Raw genomic sequence first — 26566 nt, 5'->3', positions numbered from 1 at the left:
AGGGTGGTCTAAACCCTTATCAGATTGATTCAATTAATTCGTAAATATAAGTCGGTACTTTTGTTTATCCTTACTTTTTTAGGGATGTATTTAGTCTTAAGCTTTTTATATGCTCAGTATTTGAATGTTGATTTTCAGAAAAAGTATTATCCGGATTATATTACGCATCGTGTTGCTGAACAAAGCGAGTGGTTAATAAAAAAAATGGATTATTCTTCAATGATTGAACCTCATAATCAAGAGCCTTCGATGAAATTATTTGTCGAGGATGTTTTTGTAGCTCGTGTGGTAGAAGGTTGTAATGCGGTAAGTGTTATTATCCTGTTTGCTTCATTTGTGCTTGCTTTTTTTCAGGGATGGGGTAAAACATTCTCGTTTATCTTTATCGGGGTGGTGCTTATCTATGTGATCAATATTTTGCGTATAGCCATTTTGAGTATTGGTTTATATGCGTATCCTGAATATAAAACCGTTTTGCACGATATAATTTTTCCGGGTATTATTTATGGCTTGGTGGTCTTTTTGTGGATATTTTGGGTAAGTCGTTTTAAGAAACAGAAATCTTGAAGAAATCGCTAAATACAGTTTTGGTTACTCTACTGATAGCTGCATTGATCTGTGTTCGCTTTTGGCAAGGACAGCTCTTCTATGATCCGCTTTTGCTATTTTTTGAAGGCGTTTATCTAAGTTCCGAAAAACTTCCTGAATTAAATTTTGGGAGATTATTGATTAATACTTCAGGACGGTTCTGGCTTAATAGTGTGCTTTCGCTTTCAATTCTTTTTTTGCTATTTCGCAAAAGGGGAATCGTGAAAATTTCACTTTTAGTTTATTTGGCAGCATTTTTAACACTTTTAATTAGTTTCGCTTTGGTTGTCTTGAATTACACTTCAGAATACAGCTTGCTTCTTTTTTATATCCGTAGATTTTTAATTCAACCTATTTTGTTACTTATTCTCGTGCCTGCTTTTTATTACGATAGAATTAGAAGCGAGAAGTAGTTTGTATATTTGAGTTTAAAACAAATAATAAGAATGAAAAAAATAGCATTAACGCTAGCTAGCGTATTGGTTTTATCCTGCGGCGAAAAGAAATCGAATCAGGAAACGGTTACAGTAGGTCATGGAGAGGTAGCTCACAAAATAGCTTATTCTGGTGCTAAGCGAGATGCAGAATTTCAAAATGCAGAAGTAGCTCAGGTTTATGACGACTATAATGCTTTAAAAATAGCTTTGGTAAATACGGATGAAGAAGTAGCGCAAACTATAGCTCAGAAATTAGTAATTAGTATTGAGGCGGTAAAAGTAGAGGCAAGTCTTGTTAAAGCAGTAGAAGCAATAGCAAATTCAGAAAACATTAATGAGCAACGTGCGCAGTTTGAAAACTTAACTGCGGGAATAAAGACCCTAGTGGAAGAAAATATCACTTCCGGGACTTTGTATTACCAATATTGCCCTATGGCATTTGATGGGAAAGGAGCTTATTGGATTGCTAATGAGAAGAAAGTATTCAACCCCTACTTTGGAGATGTAATGCTCAATTGCGGAACTGTAGATTCTAAAATAGAGTAGTACCTAAAACCTCTTTACGCAAAATACTCGAATAATTGACTTGGATAACCGATAAAAAAATCCCTTCAGATATTTTTGAAGGGATTTAATATTAAGTGATTTAAGTGTGCGTTTCGCGCTACATCATACCGGGCATACCGCCGCCCATTCCTCCTGGCATACCGGCACCGCCGCCATTTTCTTCAGGAATGTCAGTTAATGCACACTCAGTAGTTAAGATCATACCAGAAACAGATGCCGCATTTTCTAATGCAACACGAGTTACTTTCTTAGGATCTATAATGCCTTCAGAAAGCATATTTACATAACGATCTGTTTTAGCATCGTATCCATAATCATCATCACCTTCAATAACTTTAGCGATAACAACAGAACCTTCGCCTCCAGCATTAGCTACGATCGTACGCAATGGAGATTCGATAGCTTTGGCTACAATTTTAATACCTGTAGCTTCATCAGCATTTAGGGATTCTAAGTTTTCTAATGCACGCTTAGCACGTACTAAAGCTACACCACCACCTGCTACGATACCTTCTTCTACAGCTGCGCGAGTTGCATGAAGAGCATCGTCTACACGGTCTTTTTTCTCTTTCATTTCTACTTCAGAAGCAGCACCAACATAAAGTACAGCTACACCACCTGCTAATTTAGCAAGACGTTCCTGAAGTTTTTCTCTGTCATAATCACTAGTAGTAGTCTCAATCTGAGCTTTGATCTGATTTACACGAGCTTTGATATCGTCGCTGCTGCCAGAACCGTTTACTATAGTAGTGTTGTCTTTATCAATAGTTACATTTTCGGCTGTACCTAATTGGTCAATTGTAGCATTCTCTAAAGAGAAACCACGTTCTTCACTAATTACAGTACCGCCCGTAAGAATAGCTATATCTTCTAGCATTGCTTTACGACGATCTCCAAAACCTGGTGCTTTTACAGCAGCGATTTTAAGCGCTCCTCTCAATTTGTTTACTACAAGAGTTGCTAATGCTTCACCATCTACATCTTCTGCGATGATTAACAATGGCTTACCTGACTGAGCAACTGGCTCAAGAACAGGAAGCAAATCTTTCATAGAAGAAATTTTCTTGTCAAATAACAAGATATATGGATTCTCCAATTCAGTTTGCATTTTCTCACTGTCAGTAACAAAGTAAGGAGAAAGGTAACCGCGGTCAAACTGCATACCTTCTACAACATCAACATAAGTTTCTGTACCCTTTGCTTCTTCAACGGTAATAACACCTTCTTTACCAACTTTGCCAAATGCTTCAGCGATTAGTTCACCTATTATATTATCGTTGTTAGCAGAAATAGCAGCTACCTGCTTAATTTTTTCTGAAGAGTTTCCTACCTCTTTAGTTTGCTTTTCAAGATCTTTTGTGATTGCTTCTACAGCCTTGTCAATCCCACGTTTTAAATCCATTGGGTTTGCACCTGCAGCAACGTTTTTAAGACCTTCCTGTACAATTGCCTGAGCAAGTACAGTTGCGGTAGTAGTACCGTCACCTGCAAGATCATTAGTTTTAGAAGCAACTTCTTTAACCATCTGAGCACCCATGTTTTCAAGAGGGTCTTGTAGCTCGATCTCTTTTGCTACAGAAACACCATCTTTAGTTACTTGAGGACCACCAAATGATTTACTGATAATTACATTACGACCTTTAGGGCCTAATGTTACTTTTACTGCGTTTGCCAGTGCATCAACACCGCGCTTAATGCCATCTCTAGCTGAGATGTCAAATGTTATATCTTTTGCCATTTTTTTGAGTTGTTTAAATTTTTCGCGAATGCGAAAAATAGAATGTAGTTATTAATTTAAATAGAAGATCTACTAATTAGATTACAGCAAGGATGTCATCCTCACGCATAATAAGATAGTCTGTACCATCTAATTTTAATTCTGTGCCAGAATATTTACCATAAAGAACAGTGTCTCCCACTTTTACAGTCATATCATGGTCTTTTTTACCGCTTCCTACCGCTACAACTTTACCTTGTTGAGGTTTTTCTTTTGCTGTGTCCGGAATGTATAGACCGGATGCTGTTTTAGTCTCCGCAGCCGTAGGCTCTACCAAAACTCGATCTGAAAGAGGTTTAATGTTTACTCCCATTTTAATATAAATTTTTAGTTAACAAATTTCTTAGTTGTACTGTCTATTAAACAGAAATTATGCCACCAAGAATCCACTGACAAAACGGCAAAAAAAAGACCGCATAATTGCGGTCTCTATATATTTTGGATGACTAAAATGTCATTTATTCTTCTGTTGAGTCTGTAGCCGGGGCAGGTGTCTCTTGTACAGGCATAATGTTTTCTACATTTTCACCTTCAATGACTTTAGATTCATTTGAAGAACCTCCTCCGAAAATGGTTACGTTAGAGATTAAAATCAAAACCAATAATGCAGTTGCAAGACCCCAAGTACTTTTATCAAGAAAATCTCCGGTCTTTTTAACACCACCTATTTGTTGAGAACCGCCACCTCCAAAAGAAGAAGATAAACCACCACCTTTAGGATTTTGAACCATAATTACAACAATAAGTAAAAAGGCTACAATTATGATTAAAACTAAAAATATAAAAAACATAGTTTTGACTTTATAAAATGCGGTTTTTGAGTTTAAGCTTTTCCCGCTGTTTACTTTATTTATTTTCTTGCAATTTCTCTATTGCCCGAATTTGGTCTGCAAAGAAACCACTTTTTTCCGGATATTTCAAACTTAAAATCCGATAAGCTTGTTTAGCTTTTGAAAAGTTTTTTTGCTCTACGTAAACTCGAGCCAAGGTCTCTGTCATCAGGCTGTCATTGGGCTGAAATCGATCTTCTAGATTGGTCTTTTTAAAAGAAGAATCCGGCGGACTCACTTTTATTTTGGGATTACTTTCTATAAACTTGTCAATAAGCTGCAAACGACGCGCGCGTTCCGGGTCATCATCTGCTTCGTTAGGGTTAGGTTCAGAAAGCGGTTTATATTCAATTTTAGGTTGTTTTAAAGCCCCTTCCGTAGCTTCTTGTTCTGCTACTTCTTCAGTGCTTTTGTCTCTATTGATTTTATTAAAAGAAGTCAATTTTAGCCATTCTCCAAAGGAATGTGTTTCAGCTTGATTAAAATCTAAAGGCTTTCCCATTTGCAATTGCTCTACAGGATCAGCTTCTGTTAAGATCTCTTGTTCTTCTGAATGCTCTTTCGGTATAAAAAAGTCTTTTGATAAAACTTGATTTGCCTTCATCAGTTCTTCGGCTTCCATATCAGCAGAAATGTCTACAGCATCGTAAACCGGCATATTGTGTAGGTAAGCTTCTTGGGATTTTATCTGCTGACTGATCTCACTTTGATTAAAAACTTCGGAAGTAATAAAGTCAAATAAAACTGTGCGATCTTGCGTGTAGGCTGCGGTTTGTTTAAGCTCATTGTTGTAAAGAAAACTGTCTTCGTTTTTCAAACCTTTTAATTGAAGCGCTCGAGCTGCCTGAAAAAAAGGAAACTCTTTAATGATCGTTTTAAGCTGAGCGGTTTGCTCTGGCGTAACACGATCCGGGTGTTCTAAAAGGGATGTAAACGTAGTTATATTCATTTACCAGTTCGCTAATGATTCTTGAAAAATATCTTGCGTGATGCGCTCGTAGATTTCTTCTATTGCTCCGTTTAAAACGGCTCCAACTGGCTGTGCTGTACCTTCAATATCTACATAAAATGAAAATCGCTTTTCAAAATCTGCACTACCATCTGCTATAGTCTTATTTGTAAATCGGCATAAAATCACAATTGTAATTCGGTTTTGAGCAGCAACGTTATCAGAGGTTGCGGTTTGCGGTGCGATGTAATAATCTACAATCTCACCCTCATATATTAAATCGGCATTTGCAGCATTTGTAGCTAGATTTAAACTGGTCTGATTTTGAATTAAATCTGAAAGGGTAAAGGTGAATGTACGATCTATTCCCGGCTCTACAATAGGAGCATTATTCTGAAAATAATTTACGTAGAAAGACTCGGCGCTACCTATATCTGCACCTGTGAATGAGTAAAAGCCACAGCTGTTGAAGCATAAAAAGCTTAAAAATAAAAATGCGATTTGTAATTTCTTCATAAAATAGGATGTGATATTTTTAAAACGCAGTAAGCTGTCTTGCATTGCGTTACAAGTCGTATTGTTTGATTTTTCTATATAAAGTACGTTCGCTAATGCCTAATTCTTTGGCAGCTGCTTTGCGTTTGCCACTGTGACGCTCTAATGATTTTTCAATCAATTCGAGTTCTTTTTCCTGTAAAGAGAGTGTTTCTTCCTCCTCAACATCTTCTGCAAAATGATATTTATCTGCCATAGGAGTGTTGCTTACCACAGAATCTTCCGGTAATTGTAATACTTCGGTGATGTCTTCTGCGCTTTCGTAAGCATCAGAATCCTCTTCGCTGTAAATCTTCTTAATCAGGGATTTGTTTTCTTCCTTTACGGTAGCGTTATTACCATTCTCCATCAACTCGAGCGTAAGTTTCTTCAAGTCGTTTAAGTCACTTTTCATATCAAAAAGAACCTTGTATAAGATTTCACGCTCACTACTAAAATCGCTTTCGCTTTTTTTGGTTTGGCCTACCACAGCCGGTAAGTTGGAGCCGGCATCCGGTAAATATGCTCTTAATTTTTCTACGGAAATCTGGCGTGTTTGTTCGAGTACAGAGATCTGTTCTGCAACGTTACGTAACTGTCTGATGTTACCAGACCAGCGAAATTTCAGTAATGTACTTACAGCATCATCATCCAGACGGATGGTTGGCATTTTATACTTATTTGCAAAATCTGAAGCAAATTTTCTAAAGAGTAAATGAATGTCATTTTTGCGATCACGCAATGGCGGAAGGTTGATCTCTACAGTGCTTAAACGATAGTATAAATCTTCTCTAAAGCGCTCTTTCTGGATTGCGTCAAACATTTTTACGTTTGTAGCAGCTACGATACGAACATCGGTTTTTTGTGTTTTAGATGAACCTACTTTTAAAAATTCTCCATTTTCTAAAACACGCAATAGACGAACCTGAGTAGGTAATGGTAATTCTCCAACTTCATCAAGAAAAATAGTTCCGCCATCTGCTTCTTCAAAATAACCACTTCGTGTTGAGCTAGCTCCTGTAAAGGCACCTTTTTCGTGACCAAAGAGTTCACTGTCTATGGTTCCTTCAGGAATAGCGCCACAGTTAACGGCAATATATTTATTGTGTTTACGGTGTGATAAGGAATGAATAATGCGCGGAATACTCTCTTTACCCACACCACTTTCTCCGGTAACTAATACCGAAATATCTGTAGGAGCAACCTGTATGGCTTTTTCTATAGAGCGGTTGAGTTTTGGGTCGTCTCCAATAATCCCAAAACGTTGTTTTATAGCGTGAACTGATTCCATGAATTGCGATTAATTGTTTTCAGAATAACCTACCGCTTTACCTAAAAGGGTAGATTTTGTACAGTCTTTAATTTCTACATTAACAAAGTCACCCACTTTATAATGTTCTTTTGCAAAGACTGCGACTGTGTTTTGAGGTGTGCGACCAGACCATTCAGCATCACTTTTCTTAGATTCTTTTTCGATAAGCACTTCAACAATTTTACCTACCTGCTTTTTTGTGTTATGATGAGAATGCTCTAACTGAAGTGCTATAACTTCAGCAAGACGACGCTTTTTAACATCTAGAGGAATGTCGTCCACTAGTTTTCGGGCAGCCATAGTTCCCGGGCGTTCGCTATACGCAAACATAAACCCAAAGTCATACTTTACGTATTCCATTAAACTTAGCGTATCTTGATGATCTTCTTCAGTTTCAGTAGGGAAACCTGTGATTATATCCTGAGAGATTGCGCAGTCTGGCATGATCTCCCGGATGTTATCTATCAATTCAAAGTACTCCTGACGCGTGTGTAGACGATTCATTTCTTTAAGAATACGATCGCTACCACTTTGCACTGGTAAGTGAATGTAATTACAAATATTTGGATATTTAGCCATTGTTCTGATAACATCTAGTGTCATATCCTGAGGATTAGATGTAGAAAACCGAATGCGCATTTTAGGCTGAGCTTCGGCAACAAGACTTAATAGTCCTGAGAAATCTACAGCAGTGGCTTTTGCCATATCGCTTGCTTTCTCAAAATCTTTTTTAAGTCCGCCACCGTACCATAAGTAACTGTCAACATTTTGCCCCAGAAGCGTGATTTCTTTAAATCCTTTTGCAGCAAGATCGCTAACCTCTTCAACAATACTTTGTGGATCTCTGCTGCGCTCGCGTCCTCTTGTAAATGGAACCACACAGAATGTGCACATATTATCACAACCACGGGTAATGCTCACAAAAGCCGTAACTCCGTTGCTTTGAAGACGTACAGGAGAGATGTCTCCGTATGTTTCTTCTTTAGAAAGAATTACATTGATGGCGTCTCGACCTTCTTCGACCTCGTCTAATAAATTAGGTAAATCTTTATAAGCATCAGGGCCAACTACAAGGTCAACGATTTTTTCTTCTTCTAGAAATTTGCTTTTTAAACGTTCTGCCATACAGCCTAAAACCCCCACCTTCATCTTAGGGTTGTCTTTTTTAACGGCATTGTATTTCTCTAAACGCTTACGCACTGTTTGTTCTGCTTTGTCTCTAATAGAACAGGTATTTACCAAAACCAGATCTGCATCTTCAAGTGAAGTCGTGGTATTGTATCCTTGATTGGCAAGAATAGATGCTACAATCTCACTATCGCTAAAGTTCATCTGGCAACCATAACTTTCTATAAATAGCTTTTTTGTGTTTGTAGTCTGTGGTTCGAGAACTAGAGCTTCTCCTTGTTTATTTTCGTCAATTATCTTCTCCATAATACGTGCTGCTACCTAAAAAATAGTGCGCAAAGATACGATTAACAGATGTTGTGACAAAGTGTCATTAGGATGAAATTCAAAAAGGTTTTTTTTAAATGATCAGGTATAATTATTAAATGAATAAATGGCTAGAAGCAGGGTCTTTAACTGAGGTTTCTAAACGGTCGTGAAGGCTTTATAGGTCTGAATAATAAATTTTCTACTACTTTTGCAAATCTAAAGTCAGAATAACGTAGACTTGTCGAGGTCTATTTATGGCAAATTTTCAAAAAAGCAATATGGCAAAAAATCTGGTAATTGTTGAGTCACCTGCAAAGGCAAAAACTATAGAGAAATTTCTTGGAAAAGATTTTAAGGTAGAAAGTAGTTTTGGTCACATTGCAGATTTACCAACAAAAGAACTTGGAGTAGATGTAGATGGTGATTTTTCGCCCAAATATATAGTTAATAAAGACAAGAAATCAGTTGTAAAAAAACTGAGAGATTTAGCAAATAAAGCAGAGACGGTATGGCTTGCGAGTGATGAGGACCGAGAGGGAGAAGCGATTGCCTGGCATTTAGCCGAAGAGTTGAAACTTGATAAATCTAAAACTAAAAGAATTGTTTTTTCTGAAATTACAAAGAAGGCGATTTTAAAAGCGATTGAAAGTCCGCGCGATATAGATTATAATCTTGTTAATGCGCAGCAAGCGCGTCGGGTTTTAGATAGATTGGTAGGTTATGAGATTTCTCCTGTTTTATGGAGAAAAGTAAAAGGAGGTCTTTCAGCTGGTCGTGTGCAGTCCGTTTCTGTGAGGCTTATTGTTGAGCGTGAGCGCGAGATACAAGCATTCAATACAGAAGATTATTTTAGAGTAGATGCTGAATTTGCTAATGCAGGAGGTAAAACTTTAAAAGCAAAGCTTCCGAAAAACTTAGATACTAAGAAAGAGGCAGAGAAATTTTTAGAAGCTAACGCCGATGCAACATTTAAGGTTGAAGCCTTAACAACTAAACCGGCTAAGAAAAATCCGGCGCCACCATTTACCACGTCAACATTACAGCAGGAAGCAGCACGTAAATTGTATTTTTCGGTAAGCAAGACCATGAATATGGCTCAGCGATTATATGAAGCTGGACTCATTACTTACATGAGAACTGATAGTGTAAACCTTTCTCAGGATGCCAAGCAAGGAGCGGCAAATGAGATTGTTTCAGCTTATGGTGAGAAATACCATCAAGAGCGTAATTATAAAGGTAAGAGTAAAGGAGCTCAGGAAGCTCACGAAGCAATTAGACCTACAGACTTCAGTAAACATAGTGTAAACATAGACCGCGATCAGGCTCGTTTATATGAATTGATCTGGAAACGTGCAATTGCTTCTCAAATGACTGAGGCTAAGTTAGAGCGTACTAATGTGCAGATCGCTTCTTCAAGTCATCCTTCAAACTTTACAGCCAATGGTGAGGTGATCAAATTTGATGGTTTTTTGAAAGTTTATCTAGAAGGAACGGACGATGAAGATCAGGAAGAAAGCGGAATTCTACCTCCATTGAAAGAAGGGGAAGCTTTAGATAATCTTTGGATAACTGCGACAGAGCGTTTTACAAGGGCACCTTATCGCTATACAGAAGCATCTTTGGTAAAGAAACTAGAAGAGTTGGGTATTGGGAGACCTTCAACATACGCACCTACGATTACTACTATTCAGAATAGAAAGTATATCGAAAAGGGAAATGTAGACGGTATCGAACGAGAATACGATTTGCTGACTTTGAAAAAAGGAGCGGTAAAGTCTGAAAAACTCACTGAAAAAGTTGGTTCTGATAAAGGTAAACTCGTGCCTACCGATGTAGGGATGGTGGTAAATGACTTTTTGGTGAATCACTTTGAAAATATTTTGGATTACAATTTTACAGCGAAAGTTGAAGAGAACTTTGATGAAATCGCTGAAGGTAATGAGGAGTGGACTAAGATGATGAAAGACTTCTATAAAGACTTTCATCCGCAAGTAAAAGATGTTGCCGAAAATGCAGAACGCGAAGTAGGAGAGCGTGTTTTAGGAAAAGATCCTAAAACCGGAAAACCGGTAAGTGTGCGTTTGGGTAAATATGGTGCAATGGTGCAGATAGGTTCTGTTGAAGATGAAGAGAAGCCGCAGTTTGCAGGTTTATTGCCAGACCAACAGTTAGAAAGTATCACCTTTGAAGAAGCGATGGACTTGTTTAAGCTTCCTCGTGATTTAGGTGAGTTTGAAGGTGAGCCGGTTCAGGTAAATAATGGGCGTTTTGGTCCTTATGTGAAATTTGGTAAAGCCTATGTTTCTTTGCCAAAAGGAAGAGATCCTCTTGAAGTGGAGTACGATGAAGCTGTAGAATATATTAAGGAGAAGCAAAAAGCAGATGCTCCTATTTACCATTATGAAGATTTGCCGGTGCAAAAAGGAGTGGGGCGTTTTGGTCCTTACTTAAAATGGAATAGCATTTTTATCAACGTCAATAAGAAGTATGATTTTGATAATCTTTCAGATGAAGATATTGTGCAATTAATTGAAGATAAAAAGCAGAAAGAGCGCGATAAGGTGATACACAACTTTGAAGAAGAAGGAATACGTGTTGAAAAAGCACGTTGGGGACGCTCTAATATTATAAAAGGAAAAGTCAAGATAGAATTACCTAAAACAGTAGATGCACAAAAGCTGACATTAGAAGAGGTGAAAGATATTCTAGAAAAACAAGGGCCTAAGCCTAAGAAAAAAGCGGCTAAGAAAACTACAGCCAAAAAAACAACTCGAAAGAAAACAACAGCAAAAAAGAAGTAATTCATGGCATTTGAAAATTTACTTCCGGTATCTGATGCAGTTATTGCGCATGCCGCTTTATTGCACGAACAAAGTTTGTTTTCACAGATTAAAATTCATTCTCGTCAAGATGGCTTGCCGGAGTTGAGTGAGCTTCAAATAGCTGTTATTGGGGTTCGTGAAAATCGAGGAGCTGTGGATCAAATAGATATTCCGGTAGATTATACTTCGGTTCGTAAAGCATTGTACAAGCTTTTTCCGGGTAATTGGCATACAGTAATTGGAGATCTTGGTGATTTAGACGCAGGCGAAAGTATTTCAGATACTTTTTATGCATTAAAAGCTATTGTTGCTCAGCTGGTTAAAAACGATGTGATTCCTATTGTTATAGGCGGAACTCAGGATTTAACTTATGCACTGTATCGGGCGTATGATGAACTGGATCAGATGGTGAATCTAGTAAACGTAGATGGTAGTTTTGATCTAGGTGATAGTAGCTTGCCAATGACTAATAAGTCATTTGTAGGTAAGATTATTGTAGATCAGCCTTATAATCTCTTTAATTACTCAAGTTTAGCGTATCAAACGTATTACAACAGTCAAGAAGAAATAGACCTGATGGAAAAGTTGTTTTTTGATTCTTTCAGATTGGGAAATGTAACTTCAGATTTGAGTAGTGTTGAACCGGTTATGCGCGATGCAGATGTAGTGAGTTTAGACCTTTCAGCTTTGCAAGCTGAGGTTTTGGGCTATATGCATCCGGAGCATGTAAATGGTTTGAATGGTAGAGAGGCATGCGCTATAACACGCTACGCAGGATTAAGTGATCGCGTGAGTGTTTTTGGGATTTTTGAATATGTTTTGGCAAGCCGAACCGAGACTGCTGCTGCATTAGTCGCACAGCTTATTTGGTATTTTATTGAAGGTGTGAACTATCGAGTAAAGGAGTCACTTACAGATCGAGATACAGAATTTTTACACTATAGCGTACCCGTTGAAGATGAGCTTTTAAGCTTTTACAAGAGTACAAAGTCTGAGAGATGGTGGATTGAAATTCCTTTCTTAGAGGGAGCTAATAATAAATTGAAGCGACACACGTTATTACCTTGCACAGAAGCAGATTACGTGAACGCCTGTAATCAGGAGATTCCTGAGCGTTGGTACAAGGCAAAGCGTAAGAATGAAATATAATTAACAAAACTTTTTGGGTTTGAATGTTATTTTTATCAAAAAATTGCTTTTTAGCATTTTTATAGATAGGTTTACTGTCTCAAATCTAGATTTAACCTAATTTACCTATGAAGAAGTTTATTGCATTTATTGCGATTGTAAGCTTATTAGTTAGTTGTGGTCGCAATGATCGTGGCGAACTTGTGGGAGTAAAAGGCAAAAAATGGAATCCTGAAAAACCCTACGGTATGACACTTGTGTCTGGTGGGGCCTTTATAATGGGTAAAAGTGATGATGACATTGCTGCCATCAAGAATGCCCCAACGAAAACGGTAACCGTCCGTTCTTTCTACATGGATGAGACTGAAATTACCAACTCAGAATATAGACAATTTGTTAAGTGGGTTCGCGATTCTGTTACTAGAGCACGTTTAGCTATTGAGGCTGATTTAATGGGTGAAACTCCAGGGTCAGGAGGTATAGGTGATTATGCTTTTGTGGATTATGATCCAGATAACATGACTCCTTATGAGCAGTACATGTATGATAATTATTACAGTCTTAGTGATGATTATAGTGATCGCAAACTCAATTGGGATATAGATCTTATTGACGATCCTATGGATTATCCTGATGAATATTATGTTTCAGTTATGGATACGATGTATATTCCATTAGAAGAAGCATATAATGGTCAGCGAACTGTAGATGTTGAGAAACTTATTTTTAAATATAAATATCTTGATATGGAAGCTGCTGCTCGTCAGAAGAAGGGCTCTCGTAAAGATTTTATAATTACGGAAGAAACTAAAATATACCCTGATACAACTGTTTGGATTAAAGATTTTGCTTATTCATATAATGAGCCTATGCACAACGATTATTTCTGGCATAGTGCTTATGATGAATACCCGGTTGTAGGTGTTAGCTGGCAACAAGCAAGAGCTTTTTGTCAATGGCGTACCGATAATAAGAATTCTTATAAAAAGGAACGTAATCAAGAGCTTGTAAACCGTTTTAGACTTCCTAGTGAAGCAGAGTGGGAATATGCTGCTCGTGGTGGTTTAGAAAGTGCAACCTATCCTTGGGGTGGTCCATACACTAAAAATGACCGAGGTTGTTTTATGGCTAATTTTAAGCCGCTTCGTGGTGATTATGCTGCAGATCAGGCTTTATACACTGTAGAAGCTGATTCATACGAGCCTAATGATTATGATCTTTATAATATGGCAGGTAATGTTGCAGAATGGGTGGGGTCTTCTTACGATCCTAACGCTTATGAATATGTTTCTACTATGAATCCTAATGTGAATGACACTAAGAATGCTCGAAAAGTAGTTCGCGGTGGTTCTTGGAAGGATGTTGCTTACTTAATTCAGGTGAGTACCAGAGATTATGAGTATGCCGATTCTGCTCGTAGTTATATTGGTTTTAGAACTGTGCAAGATTATCTTGGTGTAGATCAGGATGTCAACATGAGAAACGGCCCTTCGCGTCGCTAATCACCCTTAATATATTTCCCCAAATATATACTTAACCTAATTTCACAAAACAAAAAACTATTAAAATGGCAAAAAAAGGAAGCATTTCTGTAACTAACATGATTTATGGTCTTGGAGCAGCAGTTGTAATTGTTGGAGCATTGTTTAAAATTCAACACTGGGCTTATGGATCTGAAATTCTTACCTTAGGTATGGTTGTAGAGGCCTTAGTGTTTGGTTATTCAGCTTTTGAAAGACCTTCACAAGAATTAGATTGGTCGTTAGTTTATCCAGAATTAGCTGGCGATACTACGGTAGTAGCTACAAAACCAAAAAAACAAGAAGAATTAACCGAAACAAAGGGGTTACTTTCAGAAAAATTGGATGCGATGCTTAAGGATGCACGTATTGATTCTGAGCTGATGAGTAGCTTAAGTACAAGTATTCGCAGTTTTGAAGGCGCAGCGAAAGGAATGGCTCCAACTGCTGAAGCTATGAATTCTACTAAAAAATACAGTCAGGAAATGGCGCTTGCAGCAGCACAACTAGAATCTTTAAATAGTCTTTATAAAGTACAAGTTGAAACGGCAGGTCGTCAGGCTGAAATAAATAATGAAGTAGCCAGTAATGCTGGTAAGCTTAAAGAACAAATGGAAAGTCTTGCAACTAACCTCTCTTCATTAAACGGTGTTTACGGTGGAATGCTTTCTGCAATGAATAAGCGCTAACTGAATTACAGAGCCCAAATTTTAATTCAGTAGAAAAAATAGCATTATGGCAGGAGGAACACAGTCCCCAAGACAGAAAATGATTAATCTTATGTATCTCGTGTTTATTGCAATGATTGCAATGAATGTGGATAAAGAGATTTTAAATGCATTTAAAATATTTGATCTTAAGTTTACAAGTTCTAATTCAAGATTAGCTGATGATAATCAATTAGCTATGGCGGGTTTAGAAGCTAAAGCTTTAGAGCAACCAGCAAAATATAAACCTTTGCTTGGTAAAGCTGAACGTGTTAAGCAAATTTCTGATGAATTCTATCAGTACTTAGCAAGCATCAAAGATACCTTAACAGAAGGAGTAGATACGAGTAGTTATGCTAACCTTGATAAAACTGCAGTTTTAGATGAGCGTTGGTTTACTGGAGATCGCTACACCAAAAAAGGAGAAGCTTTCTTAGCTAAAATAGAAACCTATAAGGCTGATATGAAAGAAGCTTTAGGTGATGAATTTAGTGAGGTAAACTCAATTGTTGAACGCACATTTGCTGTAGAGCCACAGACTAATAAAGATGGTAAGGAAATTGCTTGGTTGCGTTATAACTTTGAAGGCTATCCGTTAGCAGCTTCTATTACTCGATTTACGCAAATGCAAAATGATATAAAAACAGCAGAGTCTGAAGTTTATTCATCGTTATTGCAAGGTCAATTGAGTAAAGATGTTTCGTTGAGTAATTACGAGGCTATTGTTATACCTGAAAAAACTGCTTTTTTCTCTGGTGAAAGCTTTAAAGGAAAAGTAGTTTTAGGTCGTTTTGATAATTCATTGAATTTTGATAAAGTAATTATCAATGGTACTGAAGTGGATAATTTACAAGCTGGTCAGGTAGTTTTAGATTTTCCTGCAGGTAATGTTGGTACTCGAAAAATTACAGGAGAGTTGGTTTATACAGAAGATGGTCAGCCTAAGTCTATTCCTATTAATAGTGAGTATGCAGTAATAAACAAACCGAATTCAGCTACCATTTCAGCAGATAAAATGAATGTTGTTTACCGCGGTGTTGCAAATCCAATGACCATTAGTTTTGCAGGTGTTGCAGACAATAATGTAAGTGCTAGCGCACCGGGCTTGTCAAAAGGTTCTGGAAGTAGTTATACAATGAATCCGGGTACGGGCCGCGAAGTTACTATTAGTGTTTCCGGTACTTTAGCAGATGGTTCTAAGGTTAGTGACTCTAAGCAATTCCGTATTAAAGATATACCAAGCCCTACAGGAACAGTTCGGGGTGAAGATGGTATACTAAAAATGCAACGCAATTCGTTAGAGATATCTACAGTAGGAGCAGATTTGCCTGATTTTGATTTTGATTTAGACCTGAGAGTGACAGGTTTTAAATTCAATGTGCCTGGCCAACCTACCGTTCAAGTTAGTGGTAACAAGTTAGATTCACGTGCTAAAGATGTTTTAAGAAGAGCACAGCGAGGATCTACAGTACAGATATTTGATATTAGTGCAAGTATTGCCGGTAATAGCAGTTATAGACTTAAAAAGGTCTCTCCTGTTCTTGTCGAGCTTACTAATTAAATAAAAGTATTATGAAAAGCCAGAAGCAAGCGTTTAGTGTTTTTTGTATGATGATTATTGGTTTGACCGCATTTGCTCAAACTAATATTCTAAATGCAAAAATGCCAGATGAAATGTATGAGAAAACTGAAGAGCAGATCGAGCTTGACAATGATAAGCCGCTTCCTTATGGCTATGTGGATAGTCGTGATGTATTATGGGGTAAAAATACATGGGAAATAATCGATCTTGATGAACGTGTGAATTTTCCTCTGTATTATCCGGTAGATCCCAATATAGGCTCAGATCGTAAACCTTTGTATGATGTTTTAGTTGAAAACATAAAAGAGGGTAAACTTGATATTTATGCAGATTCATACTTCAATGATAAAATAGCTTTAGAAGATATTTCTGCTGCAATGTCTCGGGTAGATACAACAGATTTAGGTATTGAGCAAATCAATGCGGGTTATGAAGTAGATGAGCAATATATTGACAGAAGAGATATTTCTGCTGCAGACATTGAGCAGTATTGGATTCGTGGTTACTGGTACTTTGATAAGCGGCAGGGAGAGCTGAAATACCGTTTAATGGGTATTGCTCCAGTAGCTCCGGATGTTAACTTTATAGATGATGAAGATCCAGTAATGGTTCCTTTGTTCTGGGTGTGGTATCCTACAGCTCGTGATATTTTACACGAAGCAAAGGTGTTCAATCCGCAGAACTCTGCGCAGCCTTTGTCTTTTGATCATTTGTTGAATTCACGAAGATTCAACGGTGTTATTTATCAAGTAGATAATATACAGGGAGACCGTGAGGTTAAAGAATATATTGCTGATAATGCTATGATGCAGTTGTTAGAATCACAACGCATAAAAGAGCAGATTCGTAACTTTGAAATTGATATGTGGAATTATTAAAAGATTCCATTTAGAATAAAACTTAAACGCCTTTTTTAAAAGGCGTTTTTTTATATCCTATTTTTACAAAATGAAAGAGGTTGATTATTTAATAGTTGGTCTTGGGCTTGCAGGGATGGCTTTTTGTGACAAGCTTGAGCAGAATGAAAAATCATTTTTTGTTATAGATAAACAAGTAGAAGCAGCGAGTCGGGTTGCAGCGGGATTGATCAATCCGGTGATTTTAAAGCGTTATACATTGCCTTGGCAAGGGGAGGAACAATTCGACTTAGCTAAGAATTATTTTAAACGGCTGGATGCTAAATTGGGTTTGAATTCAGTTACCGAAATTCCTGTCTATAAAATCTTCTCTTCAGCCGAAGATCAGAACAACTGGTTTGAAGCTTCAGATAAATCCGGATTAGATCGATTTTTGAAACCTGAATTGAAAACGGATGTTTCCGGAAAGGTTTACGCTAAACTTCATGCGGGAGAAGTCAAAGAGACGATACGTATTGATATTTCTAAGCTCTTAGATTCGTATAAAAATTATTTGATTGAAAATGATCACTATAAGCTAGAAGCTTTTGATTATGATAAGATCGAATTCAATTCCGGAGGTGGAATAGAGTATAATAATATTAAAGCAAAACGTATCGTTTTCGCCGAAGGCTTCGGTGTTAAAGCCAATCCTTTTTTTAATAAACTTCCATTAGTGGGTAATAAAGGAGAGTATGTTGATGTTTATGCTCCAGAACTTAAATTAACACAAGCGCTTAAATCTACTTTTTTTATTATTCCGTTAGGAGATGATATTTATAAAGTGGGAGCAACATTCAACTGGAACGATAAAGATTGCAACACTTCATTAGAAGCGCGAGAAGAGCTTGTGGCTAAACTCAAGCAAGTTATCAGTTGCGAGTTTGATGTTGTCAAGCAAGAAGCTGCAGTGCGACCTACAACTGGTGATAGACGACCTTTACTTGGAGTTCACCCTAAACATCCACAATTAGCCATCTTAAATGGCTTAGGAACTAGAGGCACAATGATGGGATCTTACCTTGCAGATAAGCTATATAATCATATTGAAAACGGGGAAGTATTAGAAGATGAAATCTCAATATTGCGTTTCCCTAAGAAGTTTTAGATGTATTTTCTGCTTTTTCAGGATTATAATCAAAGAAAAAATTGATCCAAATATTACGACTTAAACGCATAATAATAGGTGCGAAAACAAGCACTGTACCTATAATTGCCAGAAATCCTGTGACAAGACCGGCTCCTATAAAAAAATGTGTAATTACAAAAGCAGCAACGGCAAAAGCAATGCCTACACCATAACTTACATACATCGCGCCGTAGAAAAATGAAGGTTCAATTTTAAACTTCGTATCGCAATGTGGACAACGCTCGTGCATCTTTAGGGTTTCAGTTAGTTTGTACGGATTTTTTGTCTCATACATACTCGCTTGTTGGCATACCGGGCAGGTGCCTGTAAAAATGCTGTACAGTGGATTTCCTTGGAGAAGTTTTTTCATAATGTAAAAATAAGAGTTTCTTCAAGAAGAATAAGTAACACGTGTTACCAAATGGATTTTATTTAAATGCTAAAAGTCCGTCATTTAATAATAACTTTGCGCCTTAAAATTTTTAGAACATGCTTAACATTCACAACCTTTCTGTTTCCTTTCAGGGAGAATATTTATTTGAAGAAGTCACCTTTAGATTAGGAGAAGGTGATCGTGTAGGACTGGTAGGGAAAAACGGGGCTGGTAAATCTACTATGTTACGCATTATTTCACGCGAGCAGGAGTATGATACCGGTCAGATCGCTACAGATAAAGATATTCAGATTGGTTTTTTAAAGCAAGATATTGATTTTGTAGAAGGTCGTACGGTACTAGAAGAATCGTATGAAGCTTTTGAGTTGATAAAAAAACTAGAGAAGCGTCTAGAAGCAATAAACACAGAGTTAGCTGAGCGTACAGATTATGAGAGTGAGTACTATCACGATCTTATGGTTGAGCTCAATGAAGTTCAGCATCAATATGAGATTCACGGTGGTTATAACTATCAGGGTGAGACTGAGCGAATCTTGATGGGGCTTGGTTTTACAAGAGCAGATTTTAACCGAATTACCGATACTTTTTCGGGAGGTTGGCGTATGCGTATAGAGCTCGCAAAACTGTTACTTCAGAATAACGATGTGCTTTTGCTCGATGAGCCTACAAACCACTTAGATATAGAATCTATCATTTGGTTAGAAGGATTTTTGCGCAATTATACCGGTGCTGTTGTGATTGTTTCTCACGATAGAATGTTCTTAGATAACGTGACAAACAGAACTATTGAAATTTCCTTAGGAAAGATCTACGATTACCCCAAACCGTATTCAGAATATTTAGTGCTGCGTCAAGAAATGCGCGAACAGCAAATGGCTGCGCAAAAGAATCAGCAGAAAGAAATAGAACACACCGAAAAGCTGATCTCAAAGTTTAAGGCAAAAGCTTCAAAAGCCACTATGGCGCAATCCCTAGTTAAGAAGCTGAACCGTATGGATGTGATTGAGGTTGATGAAGATGATAATAGCGTGATGACATTAAATTTTCCGGTATCTGTGGTGCCGGGTAAAGTAGTTGTTGAAGCTGAAGATGTAAAAAAATCTTACGGAGAGAAAACGGTTCTTAACGGAATAGATCTTCTTATCGAGCGCGATAGTAAAACTGCTTTTGTTGGTCAAAACGGACAGGGTAAATCTACTTTGGCTAAAATTATTGTAGACGAAATTAGCTATGACGGAAAACTTAAATTGGGACATAATGTTCAGATTGGGTATTTCGCACAGAATCAAGCAGATCATTTAGACGGAAACAAAACCGTACTCGATACGATGATTGATGCGGCGAATGAAAAAAACCGAAGCAAGGTGCGTGATATTTTAGGGTCTTTCCTGTTTAGAGGAGAAGAAGCAGATAAGTTTGTGCGTGTGCTTTCTGGAGGTGAACGAAATCGTTTGGCTCTTGCAAAGTTGATGTTACAGCCTTTTAATGTGCTGGTGATGGATGAGCCTACAAACCACTTGGATATAAAATCGAAGAACGTGTTGAAAGAAGCTTTAAAACGTTTTGAAGGTACGCTGCTTTTGGTTTCTCACGATCGGGATTTCCTTCAGGGATTGACGAGCACAGTTTATGAATTTAGAGATCACAAGATCAAAGAGTATTTAGGTGATATTGATTATTACCTAGAGAAACGCGCAGTAGAAAATCTACGTGAAATAGAAAAAAAGGACCCTAAAGTCAAAGCAAAACCTGCTGCTACAAAAGATACCTATAAAGATCAGAAGAAATTTAAGTCACTTAGTAATCAGTTGAGCAATATAGAGTCTGAAGTAAATAAATTGGAGCGCCAGATGAAAGAGATGGATGCTGAGTTGGCTGCTGACTATGAGAAAACCAGCTCCAAACCGGACTTTTTTGACGGTTATCAAGCTAAAAAGAAAAAAGTAGAAGAGCTTATGAGTAAGTGGGAAGAAGTGTCTGAAGAACTTGAGCGTTATAGTTAGTCATTTCTTTTATGTTTTTTTTAACTACTTGAGTCGGTGATACGGGTATTTTTGTGATTAAGTTAATTTTTTCATAAAAAGTACTTTTAATGCTTAAAGCTGTACGTTCTGTCATAGCGATACTCATAGTGGGTATTGCAGTTCTTATAGGTTATTTTATTGCTACACGCGATAAAGATATGCCTACCGAAATCACTAAGGAGGTTAAGACCGTTTTTGTTGAAACTGTAAAAAACAGTACCATCCCAATAGTTATTCCGGCAAATGGTAACCTTGCTGCAAAAAACAGATTAGAACTTTACGCAGAAGTTCAGGGAGTTTTTAGAAGCAGTTCTAATGATTTTAAACCCGGGCAAGCTTATAAAAGAGGTCAAACCTTATTAAACCTTGATTCTTCAGAATATTATGCTTCGGTGCAAGCTGCTAAGAGTGATTTGTACAATCTGATTACTTCAATAATGCCGGATCTACGATTAGATTATCCGGAGTATTATCAGAAATGGCAAAATTATTTAGATGGATTTGATATCAATAAATCTACACCAGAACTTCCCGAAACATCCTCAGACAAAGAGCGCTACTTCATAACGGGCCGCGGTATCTTTTCATCGTATTATAATTTAAAAAATCTGGAGCAGCGTTTAGGTAAATACCGAATCATCACTCCGTTTTCAGGTATTTTGACCGAAGCTCTGGTTAACAAAGGGACGCTGGTGCGTTCTGGTCAAAAATTAGGAGAATTTATTGATACTTCAGTCTATGAGCTAGAGGTTTCCGTAAGCAAGCGTTTTAGTGATTTGCTAGAAATAGGAGAGCGTGTTACATTAACTGACGGTAATGGAATGCAATCTTATCAGGGTAAAGTAGTCCGTGTAAACGGTCGCGTAGATCAGACCACACAAACTATAAAAGTATTTATCGAAGTTCAGGGAGCAGATACGTTAAAAGAAGGGATGTTTCTACAAGCAAACCTAGAAGCTAGAGATGAGCCGGATGCGATAAGTATTCCACGCCAATTATTGGTAGATAACTCTCAGCTTTATGTGGTACGCGATAGTGTTTTAGACCTTGTAGAGATACAGCCCGTTTATTTTTCAGATAAAGAAGTAGTGGTTAAAGGTCTTGATGATGGCACACGCTATATTTCAAAATCAGTTCCTGGTGCTTACGCCGGTATGCGCGTTAAGGTTTTAGAAAATACACAGAACAAGCCAACTGTCAAGCAATAGCATTATGAAAAAAATTATAAGCTATTTCATCAAATACAGTGTAGCCGTAAATGTAGTTATATTGGCATTTATAATTTTTGGTGTCATCGGCATATTTAGGATGAAATCTTCATTTTTTCCGCTTATAGATTCACAGATTATAACCATCAGCGTTGCTTACCCTGGTGCTGCTCCGCAAGAGATTGAAGAAGGTGTTATTCTTAAAATTGAAGATAATTTAAAAGGTCTTGTGGGTATTGAAAGAGTGACGTCTGTTTCCAGAGAAAATGGAGGTAGCGTAACTATTGAAATTGAACAAGGCGAAGATATCAATGTGATTCTTGCTGAAGTTAAAAACGCTGTAGATCGTGTTCCTAGTTTTCCTACGGGAATGGAACCCCTGGTTGTAGCAAAGCAAGAAGCGATACGGCAGACTATAAGTTTTGCTATAAGTGGAGAAACCTTAGATCTTGCTACACTGAAACAAATAGCACGCTCTGTTGAGTATGACTTGCGGGCAATGGATGGTATTTCTCAAATAGAGATTACCGGATTTCCTGAAGAAGAAATTGAAATCGCCGTCCGTGAAAATGATCTATTAGCATACGGATTAACGTTTCAGGAAGTTGCACAAGCGGTTTCTAGAGCAAATATTTTAACCACTGGTGGGAATATAAAAACCGAAACTGAAGATTACCTGATCAGAGCGAATAATCGTGCTTATTATGGTGACGAACTAACAAATCTCATCGTTCGAGCTAATCCAGATGGTTCGCTAGTTCGTTTGAGTGATGTTGCTATTTTAAGAGATCGTTTTTCTGAAACGCCTAACGCATCCTATTTCAACGGAAACCTTGCTGTAAATGTTGAGATCAGTAACACAAATAACGAAGATTTACTGCCCACTGCCGAACAGGTAAAAGAATATATAGAAGAGTTTAATGGTAAATACGATGCGGTTCATATAGATATTACTTCAGATTCTTCTATACGACTGGAGCAGCGTACTAATCTTTTAGTGGTTAATGGCGCAGAAGGTATTTTACTGGTGCTTTTATTCTTGTCCTTTTTTCTAAACACACGGTTAGCATTTTGGGTAGCTGCCGGAATTCCTGTAGCATTTTTAGGTATGTTTATTTTTGCAGGAAGTTTTGGAGTTACAATCAACGTACTTTCTCTTTTTGGGATGATAATCGTGATTGGTATTCTTGTAGATGATGGTATTGTAATTTCAGAAAATATCTACCAACATTATGAGATGGGGAAAACACCTATTCGTGCAGCAATAGACGGTACGATGGAGGTGATTCCACCTATTATTTCAGCAATTATTACAACGGTTCTGGCTTTTTCTACATTCTTATTTTTAGACAGTAGAATAGGGGAGTTTTTTGGTGAAGTTTCTACGGTTGTTATTTTAACTCTTGTGGTATCTCTAGTTGAAGCACTTATCATTTTACCGGCGCATATTGCGCACAGTAAAGCGCTGGTTCGGCAGTCTGATGCTGAAATAGCCTCAAAAAAGGGTATTGATAAGTTTATGTATAAACTGCGATTTTTCAATAAAAAAGGAGATCAGTTTATGAGCTATATGCGGGACAAAATCTATACACCTGTTTTGCGATATACGCTAAAAAATAAAATACTTTCGTTTTCAATAATATTAGCATTACTCATTTTGACGATTAGTTCAATAATGGGAAGTGTAGTGGGTGTGACTTTGTTTCCTAATGTTGCAAGTGATACGGTTTCTATAGAATTGTTAATGCCTGAGGGGACAAATCCAGAGCGTACAGATAGTATTATAACTTTGGTAGAGAAAGCAGCGTGGCGCGTTAATGATGATTATACCGCTAAGCAAACTGACAATATGCAGGTTGTTGAAAATATAATCAAGCGTGTAGGGCCGGGTAATAACAAGGCTTCTTTGCGTATTAATTTGCTTCCAGGTGAATTTAGAGATTTTTCTTCGCCGGAAATCACCAATTCTATTCGAGATCAAGTAGGGCCGGTTTATGGCGTTGAGCGACTCACCTTTGGTTCTGGTGGTAATTTTGGAGGAAGTCCTATTTCTATTTCTTTATTGGGCAATAATACCGAAGAATTGAAAGCTGCAAAAGAAGAGTTGCGTGTTCAATTAAATGATAATTCTTTATTGCGCGATGTGGTTGATACAGATCCCGAAGGAATCAAAGAAATTCAAATAAAACTGAAAGAGACAGCCTATTCACTAGGTCTTAATCTTAATAGTGTGATGACGCAGGTGCGTAGTGGTTTTTTTGGTACGCAGGCGCAGCGTTTTCAGCGTGGTCAAGATGAGATTAGAGTTTGGGTGCGTTACGATCGCAGTGACCGCAGTAGCTTGAATGATCTTGATGATATGCGTATTGTTACACCGGCTGGCGATCGTATTCCGCTTCGCGAAATAGCGACTTATACCATTTCGCGAGGTGACGAATCTATCAGTCATTTAGAAGGGCAGCGAGAAATACAGGTAAATGCAGATATGGCTGACCCTAACGGAAGTGTTACCGATATTATGACTGATATTCAGCAAAATGTAATGCCAGATATTTTATCAAAGTATCCTACACTTTCTGTGTCTTATGAAGGTCAAAACCGAGAAGCTGGGAAGTTAAGTAGTTCAGCAAATAAAGTTGTCTGGGTGATTTTGTTTTTAATTTACGCTACAATCGCATTTACATTCCGTAGTTACAGTCAGCCTTTTTTATTGCTTCTAATGATTCCGTTTAGCATCATAGGTGTAGCTTGGGGGCATTACATTCACGGGTTTCCTATAAATGTACTCTCCGCTTTAGGAATCATTGCTCTGATTGGTATTATGGTAAACGACGGTCTGGTGCTCATAGGTAAGTTGAACGCTGCATTAAAAGACGGAGTGAAATTTGAAGACGCACTTTTTGAAGCGGGTAGATCACGATTTAGAGCTATTTTTCTAACGAGTATAACGACCATTGCAGGTCTGGCTCCGCTCCTTTTAGAGAAAAGTAGACAGGCACAATTTTTAAAACCTATGGCGATCTCAATTTCTTATGGAATAGGGATTGCAACCCTGTTAACTTTATTAATGCTACCACTATTGCTGTCTATTTCTAATGAGATAAAAGCAAAAGCTGTGTGGGTGAAAACAGGGAAAAAGCCTGCGCGGGAAGATGTAGAACGTGCTATTAAAGAATTAAAAGAACAAAATGAAGAGCATTAGTCTAAAAATAGCAGTTTTAAGTGTTTTTGCTTTAGGCCAAAGTTTTTTTAATTTTGCTCAAGAGCAAGTGCTTTCTAAGTCTGAAGCGATCGCTTTAACCTTAGAGAATAACTACAATATTGCAGTCGCTGATAATTCAATTTTAATTGCAGAGAATAACGCAGATATATTAAATTCTAATTATTTACCTACGGTTTTTGGCCTTGCTGGAATGTCCTACAGCCTCCAAGATCAAAAATTTGAGCCCGATGATCGCCCACCTTTTGAGGTCAATAATGCAAAATCAGAGAGTTATAATGCTTCGGTGAATTTAGATTATACCTTGTTTGATGGTTTGGGCAGGCTTTACAATTACAAAAGCCTTAAAGAGACTTATAACTTAACTAAGTTAGAAACTCGCGAAACGATTGAGACTACCATTTTGCAGCTGTTTTCGGTTTATTATGAAGTGGCTCGTTTGACAGAGAATGTTGAGATTTTAGAGCAAACTCTTGAGATTTCTAAAAATCGGGTAAAAAGAGCCGGTTATCAATTTGATTATGGTCAAAACACAAAGCTCGAAGTTTTAAATGCTGAGGTTGATGTTACGAATGACAGTATTAACTTGATGAATACACGTCAGCTTTTAAATAACACTAAGCGTGATCTTAATGTGGTTTTAGCTCGTGAACTTAAGCAAACTTTTGCAGTAGATACGAATGTGATTTTTATTCCGAAGATTCAATTGGAATCTTATCTGGAACTGGCTAAAGAAAACAACGTGCGTTTATTGCAAACAGAATCTTCTATAACCTTAAGTGAATACGATATTAAGACCTCTAAAGCTCGTTTTTTACCCACAGTGGGACTTACCGGTTCTTATGGTTGGAATGAATCTATAACACCAGCTTCTGCTTTCTTTGGAGGAAGTACAAGGCAGAATACAGGATTTCAAGGAGGATTGAATTTAAGATGGAATCTTTTTGACGGTGGAAGCAGTATTGTTCAGCTGAAAAATGCAAAAATAGCTAAGGAGAATCAGCTTTTACAGAAAGAGCAAATAAAGCTTGAAGTTGATCGGGATATAGCAAATGCTTTAGGTAATTATGAGAATTTGGTTGAGGTTTATGAGATTCAGGAGCAAAATGTAATTACCAATAAAAATAATTTTGAACGTTCTCGTGAGCGTTTTAATCTGGGACAAATCACTTCAATTGAATTTAGACAGGCGCAGATTAATCTGATTAACGCAGAGACCAATAAGAACTTGGCTAAATATGAGGCTAAATTTGCAGAGCTTCAGCTTTTACAACAAGTAGGGCAGTTGCTTAATATTGAATTTTAGATGGAAGAGCATTTTTTTCAATGTCCGTATTGCTGGGAAGAGATTTCTATGTTATTGGATACTTCGGTAAGATATCAGGTTTATGTTGAAGATTGTGAAGTATGCTGTAATCCTATAGAACTTACCGTGCGTTATGAGGATGCTGTACTAACAGAATTACAAGTTGCTAGTATTGAGCAATAAATGCTATATTTAGAGC

Annotated in this window: 23 protein-coding genes; 15 read left to right on the top strand and 8 right to left on the bottom strand. The window is 37.5% G+C overall.

From position 1 onward, the window contains the following. Window positions 1-24: 24 nt before the first annotated feature. Genes xrtF through BUB91_RS18395 form a run of 3 tightly spaced genes read left to right on the top strand, consistent with a single transcriptional unit; the run spans window position 25 to window position 1571 of the window. The gene (xrtF, locus tag BUB91_RS18405; RefSeq protein WP_073100666.1) at window positions 25-567 is read left to right on the top strand and encodes an exosortase family protein XrtF; all 543 of its coding nucleotides are present in this window, start codon (window positions 25-27) and stop codon (window positions 565-567) included. Further along, the gene (locus BUB91_RS21675) at window positions 564-1001 is read left to right on the top strand and encodes an exosortase F system-associated membrane protein (protein WP_073100665.1); all 438 of its coding nucleotides are present in this window, start codon (window positions 564-566) and stop codon (window positions 999-1001) included. Before xrtF ends, BUB91_RS21675 begins: the two co-directional genes overlap by 4 nt. Window positions 1002-1034: 33 nt before the next feature. Then, window positions 1035-1571, top strand: a complete 537-nt coding sequence (locus BUB91_RS18395; RefSeq protein WP_073100664.1) for a DUF3347 domain-containing protein — start codon at window positions 1035-1037, stop codon at window positions 1569-1571. A gap of 118 nt (window positions 1572-1689) precedes the next feature. Here BUB91_RS18395 and groL read toward each other — a convergent pair whose 3' ends face one another. The 7 genes from groL to miaB form a co-directional block, all read right to left on the bottom strand. Beyond that, a complete protein-coding gene (groL, locus tag BUB91_RS18390; RefSeq protein ID WP_073100663.1) occupies window positions 1690-3330 on the bottom strand; it encodes a chaperonin GroEL in 1641 nt (546 codons plus the stop codon). A 76-nt stretch (window positions 3331-3406) separates the two neighbouring features. Next, a complete protein-coding gene (locus tag BUB91_RS18385; protein WP_073100662.1) occupies window positions 3407-3682 on the bottom strand; it encodes a co-chaperone GroES in 276 nt (91 codons plus the stop codon). Window positions 3683-3827: 145 nt separating this feature from the next. Further along, complete coding sequence (secG, locus tag BUB91_RS18380; protein ID WP_073100661.1) at window positions 3828-4160, bottom strand: preprotein translocase subunit SecG; 333 nt, start codon at window positions 4158-4160, stop codon at window positions 3828-3830. A gap of 55 nt (window positions 4161-4215) precedes the next feature. Continuing rightward, on the bottom strand, window positions 4216-5148 hold the full coding sequence (locus BUB91_RS18375; protein WP_073100660.1) for a hypothetical protein: 933 nt from the start codon (window positions 5146-5148) through the stop codon (window positions 4216-4218). Next, entirely contained in the window at window positions 5149-5664 is a 516-nt protein-coding gene (locus BUB91_RS18370; protein WP_073100695.1) for an LptE family protein, read from the bottom strand. It lies immediately after the preceding gene. Window positions 5665-5713: 49 nt separating this feature from the next. Beyond that, window positions 5714-6973 carry a sigma-54 interaction domain-containing protein gene (locus BUB91_RS18365; protein ID WP_073100659.1) on the bottom strand — a complete coding sequence of 420 codons (1260 nt, stop codon included), beginning with the start codon at window positions 6971-6973 and terminating at the stop codon, window positions 5714-5716. A 9-nt stretch (window positions 6974-6982) separates the two neighbouring features. Further along, window positions 6983-8428 carry a tRNA (N6-isopentenyl adenosine(37)-C2)-methylthiotransferase MiaB gene (gene miaB, locus BUB91_RS18360; protein ID WP_073100658.1) on the bottom strand — a complete coding sequence of 482 codons (1446 nt, stop codon included), beginning with the start codon at window positions 8426-8428 and terminating at the stop codon, window positions 6983-6985. A gap of 281 nt (window positions 8429-8709) precedes the next feature. Here miaB and topA point away from each other — a divergent pair, with 281 nt between their 5' ends. From topA to BUB91_RS18325, 7 genes are all read left to right on the top strand, one after another. Next, complete coding sequence (topA, locus tag BUB91_RS18355) at window positions 8710-11232, top strand: type I DNA topoisomerase (RefSeq protein WP_073100694.1); 2523 nt, start codon at window positions 8710-8712, stop codon at window positions 11230-11232. A 3-nt stretch (window positions 11233-11235) separates the two neighbouring features. Continuing rightward, window positions 11236-12402, top strand: coding sequence for a formimidoylglutamase (locus BUB91_RS18350; RefSeq protein WP_073100657.1), 1167 nt, complete (start codon window positions 11236-11238; stop codon window positions 12400-12402). A gap of 107 nt (window positions 12403-12509) precedes the next feature. Continuing rightward, window positions 12510-13883 carry a T9SS ring complex lipoprotein PorK/GldK gene (porK, locus tag BUB91_RS18345; protein ID WP_073100656.1) on the top strand — a complete coding sequence of 458 codons (1374 nt, stop codon included), beginning with the start codon at window positions 12510-12512 and terminating at the stop codon, window positions 13881-13883. Between the two features lie 65 nt (window positions 13884-13948). Next, window positions 13949-14590 carry a type IX secretion system motor protein PorL/GldL gene (gene porL, locus BUB91_RS18340; RefSeq protein ID WP_073100655.1) on the top strand — a complete coding sequence of 214 codons (642 nt, stop codon included), beginning with the start codon at window positions 13949-13951 and terminating at the stop codon, window positions 14588-14590. A gap of 46 nt (window positions 14591-14636) precedes the next feature. After that, window positions 14637-16169 (top strand): type IX secretion system motor protein PorM/GldM, encoded by a 1533-nt coding sequence (gene porM, locus BUB91_RS18335; RefSeq protein WP_073100654.1) that lies wholly within the window; start codon window positions 14637-14639, stop codon window positions 16167-16169. An 11-nt stretch (window positions 16170-16180) separates the two neighbouring features. After that, complete coding sequence (gene porN, locus BUB91_RS18330) at window positions 16181-17068, top strand: type IX secretion system ring subunit PorN/GldN (protein WP_073100653.1); 888 nt, start codon at window positions 16181-16183, stop codon at window positions 17066-17068. A gap of 70 nt (window positions 17069-17138) precedes the next feature. Next, window positions 17139-18194, top strand: a complete 1056-nt coding sequence (locus BUB91_RS18325; RefSeq protein WP_073100652.1) for an NAD(P)/FAD-dependent oxidoreductase — start codon at window positions 17139-17141, stop codon at window positions 18192-18194. On the opposite strand, the gene BUB91_RS18320 is transcribed toward BUB91_RS18325, so the two are convergent. Next, the gene (locus BUB91_RS18320) at window positions 18181-18585 is read right to left on the bottom strand and encodes a DUF983 domain-containing protein (protein ID WP_073100651.1); all 405 of its coding nucleotides are present in this window, start codon (window positions 18583-18585) and stop codon (window positions 18181-18183) included. The genes BUB91_RS18325 and BUB91_RS18320 overlap by 14 nt on opposite strands. Window positions 18586-18704: 119 nt before the next feature. On the opposite strand from BUB91_RS18320, the gene BUB91_RS18315 reads away from it, so the two are divergent. The 5 genes from BUB91_RS18315 (at window position 18705) to BUB91_RS18295 (ending at window position 26550) form a co-directional block, all read left to right on the top strand. After that, the gene (locus BUB91_RS18315) at window positions 18705-20612 is read left to right on the top strand and encodes an ABC-F family ATP-binding cassette domain-containing protein (RefSeq protein WP_073100650.1); all 1908 of its coding nucleotides are present in this window, start codon (window positions 18705-18707) and stop codon (window positions 20610-20612) included. 89 nt (window positions 20613-20701) lie between these two features. Then, window positions 20702-21841 carry an efflux RND transporter periplasmic adaptor subunit gene (locus BUB91_RS18310; RefSeq protein WP_073100649.1) on the top strand — a complete coding sequence of 380 codons (1140 nt, stop codon included), beginning with the start codon at window positions 20702-20704 and terminating at the stop codon, window positions 21839-21841. Window positions 21842-21845: 4 nt separating this feature from the next. After that, entirely contained in the window at window positions 21846-25043 is a 3198-nt protein-coding gene (locus tag BUB91_RS18305; protein WP_073100648.1) for an efflux RND transporter permease subunit, read from the top strand. Next, window positions 25030-26367, top strand: a complete 1338-nt coding sequence (locus tag BUB91_RS18300) for a TolC family protein (RefSeq protein WP_073100647.1) — start codon at window positions 25030-25032, stop codon at window positions 26365-26367. Before BUB91_RS18305 ends, BUB91_RS18300 begins: the two co-directional genes overlap by 14 nt. Next, the gene (locus BUB91_RS18295; protein ID WP_073100646.1) at window positions 26368-26550 is read left to right on the top strand and encodes a CPXCG motif-containing cysteine-rich protein; all 183 of its coding nucleotides are present in this window, start codon (window positions 26368-26370) and stop codon (window positions 26548-26550) included. It abuts the gene before it with no gap. The last annotated feature ends 16 nt before the right edge of the window (window positions 26551-26566 follow it).

The organism is Leeuwenhoekiella marinoflava DSM 3653 (genome assembly GCF_900129005.1).
In the GTDB taxonomy this organism is placed as follows: domain Bacteria; phylum Bacteroidota; class Bacteroidia; order Flavobacteriales; family Flavobacteriaceae; genus Leeuwenhoekiella; species Leeuwenhoekiella marinoflava.
Note: the sequence above shows the minus strand (reverse complement) of the source record. Positions and strands in the feature narration are given on the sequence as shown.

What these genes read in the sequence shown, in the direction of transcription:
- BUB91_RS18295 (WP_073100646.1), top strand. Translation starts at nt 26,368, where the DNA reads ATGGAAGAGCATTTTTTTCAATGTCCGTATTGCTGGGAAGAGATTTCT.
- groL (WP_073100663.1), bottom strand. Translation starts at nt 3,330, where the DNA reads ATGGCAAAAGATATAACATTTGACATCTCAGCTAGAGATGGCATTAAG.
- porN (WP_073100653.1), top strand. Translation starts at nt 16,181, where the DNA reads ATGAAAAGCCAGAAGCAAGCGTTTAGTGTTTTTTGTATGATGATTATT.
- miaB (WP_073100658.1), bottom strand. Translation starts at nt 8,428, where the DNA reads ATGGAGAAGATAATTGACGAAAATAAACAAGGAGAAGCTCTAGTTCTC.
- porL (WP_073100655.1), top strand. Translation starts at nt 13,949, where the DNA reads ATGGCAAAAAAAGGAAGCATTTCTGTAACTAACATGATTTATGGTCTT.
- secG (WP_073100661.1), bottom strand. Translation starts at nt 4,160, where the DNA reads ATGTTTTTTATATTTTTAGTTTTAATCATAATTGTAGCCTTTTTACTT.
- BUB91_RS18395 (WP_073100664.1), top strand. Translation starts at nt 1,035, where the DNA reads ATGAAAAAAATAGCATTAACGCTAGCTAGCGTATTGGTTTTATCCTGC.
- BUB91_RS18305 (WP_073100648.1), top strand. Translation starts at nt 21,846, where the DNA reads ATGAAAAAAATTATAAGCTATTTCATCAAATACAGTGTAGCCGTAAAT.
- porM (WP_073100654.1), top strand. Translation starts at nt 14,637, where the DNA reads ATGGCAGGAGGAACACAGTCCCCAAGACAGAAAATGATTAATCTTATG.
- BUB91_RS18350 (WP_073100657.1), top strand. Translation starts at nt 11,236, where the DNA reads ATGGCATTTGAAAATTTACTTCCGGTATCTGATGCAGTTATTGCGCAT.
- BUB91_RS18375 (WP_073100660.1), bottom strand. Translation starts at nt 5,148, where the DNA reads ATGAATATAACTACGTTTACATCCCTTTTAGAACACCCGGATCGTGTT.
- BUB91_RS18365 (WP_073100659.1), bottom strand. Translation starts at nt 6,973, where the DNA reads ATGGAATCAGTTCACGCTATAAAACAACGTTTTGGGATTATTGGAGAC.
- BUB91_RS18370 (WP_073100695.1), bottom strand. Translation starts at nt 5,664, where the DNA reads ATGAAGAAATTACAAATCGCATTTTTATTTTTAAGCTTTTTATGCTTC.
- BUB91_RS18300 (WP_073100647.1), top strand. Translation starts at nt 25,030, where the DNA reads ATGAAGAGCATTAGTCTAAAAATAGCAGTTTTAAGTGTTTTTGCTTTA.
- BUB91_RS18385 (WP_073100662.1), bottom strand. Translation starts at nt 3,682, where the DNA reads ATGGGAGTAAACATTAAACCTCTTTCAGATCGAGTTTTGGTAGAGCCT.
- BUB91_RS18325 (WP_073100652.1), top strand. Translation starts at nt 17,139, where the DNA reads ATGAAAGAGGTTGATTATTTAATAGTTGGTCTTGGGCTTGCAGGGATG.
- BUB91_RS18320 (WP_073100651.1), bottom strand. Translation starts at nt 18,585, where the DNA reads ATGAAAAAACTTCTCCAAGGAAATCCACTGTACAGCATTTTTACAGGC.
- BUB91_RS18310 (WP_073100649.1), top strand. Translation starts at nt 20,702, where the DNA reads ATGCTTAAAGCTGTACGTTCTGTCATAGCGATACTCATAGTGGGTATT.
- BUB91_RS18315 (WP_073100650.1), top strand. Translation starts at nt 18,705, where the DNA reads ATGCTTAACATTCACAACCTTTCTGTTTCCTTTCAGGGAGAATATTTA.
- topA (WP_073100694.1), top strand. Translation starts at nt 8,710, where the DNA reads ATGGCAAAAAATCTGGTAATTGTTGAGTCACCTGCAAAGGCAAAAACT.
- porK (WP_073100656.1), top strand. Translation starts at nt 12,510, where the DNA reads ATGAAGAAGTTTATTGCATTTATTGCGATTGTAAGCTTATTAGTTAGT.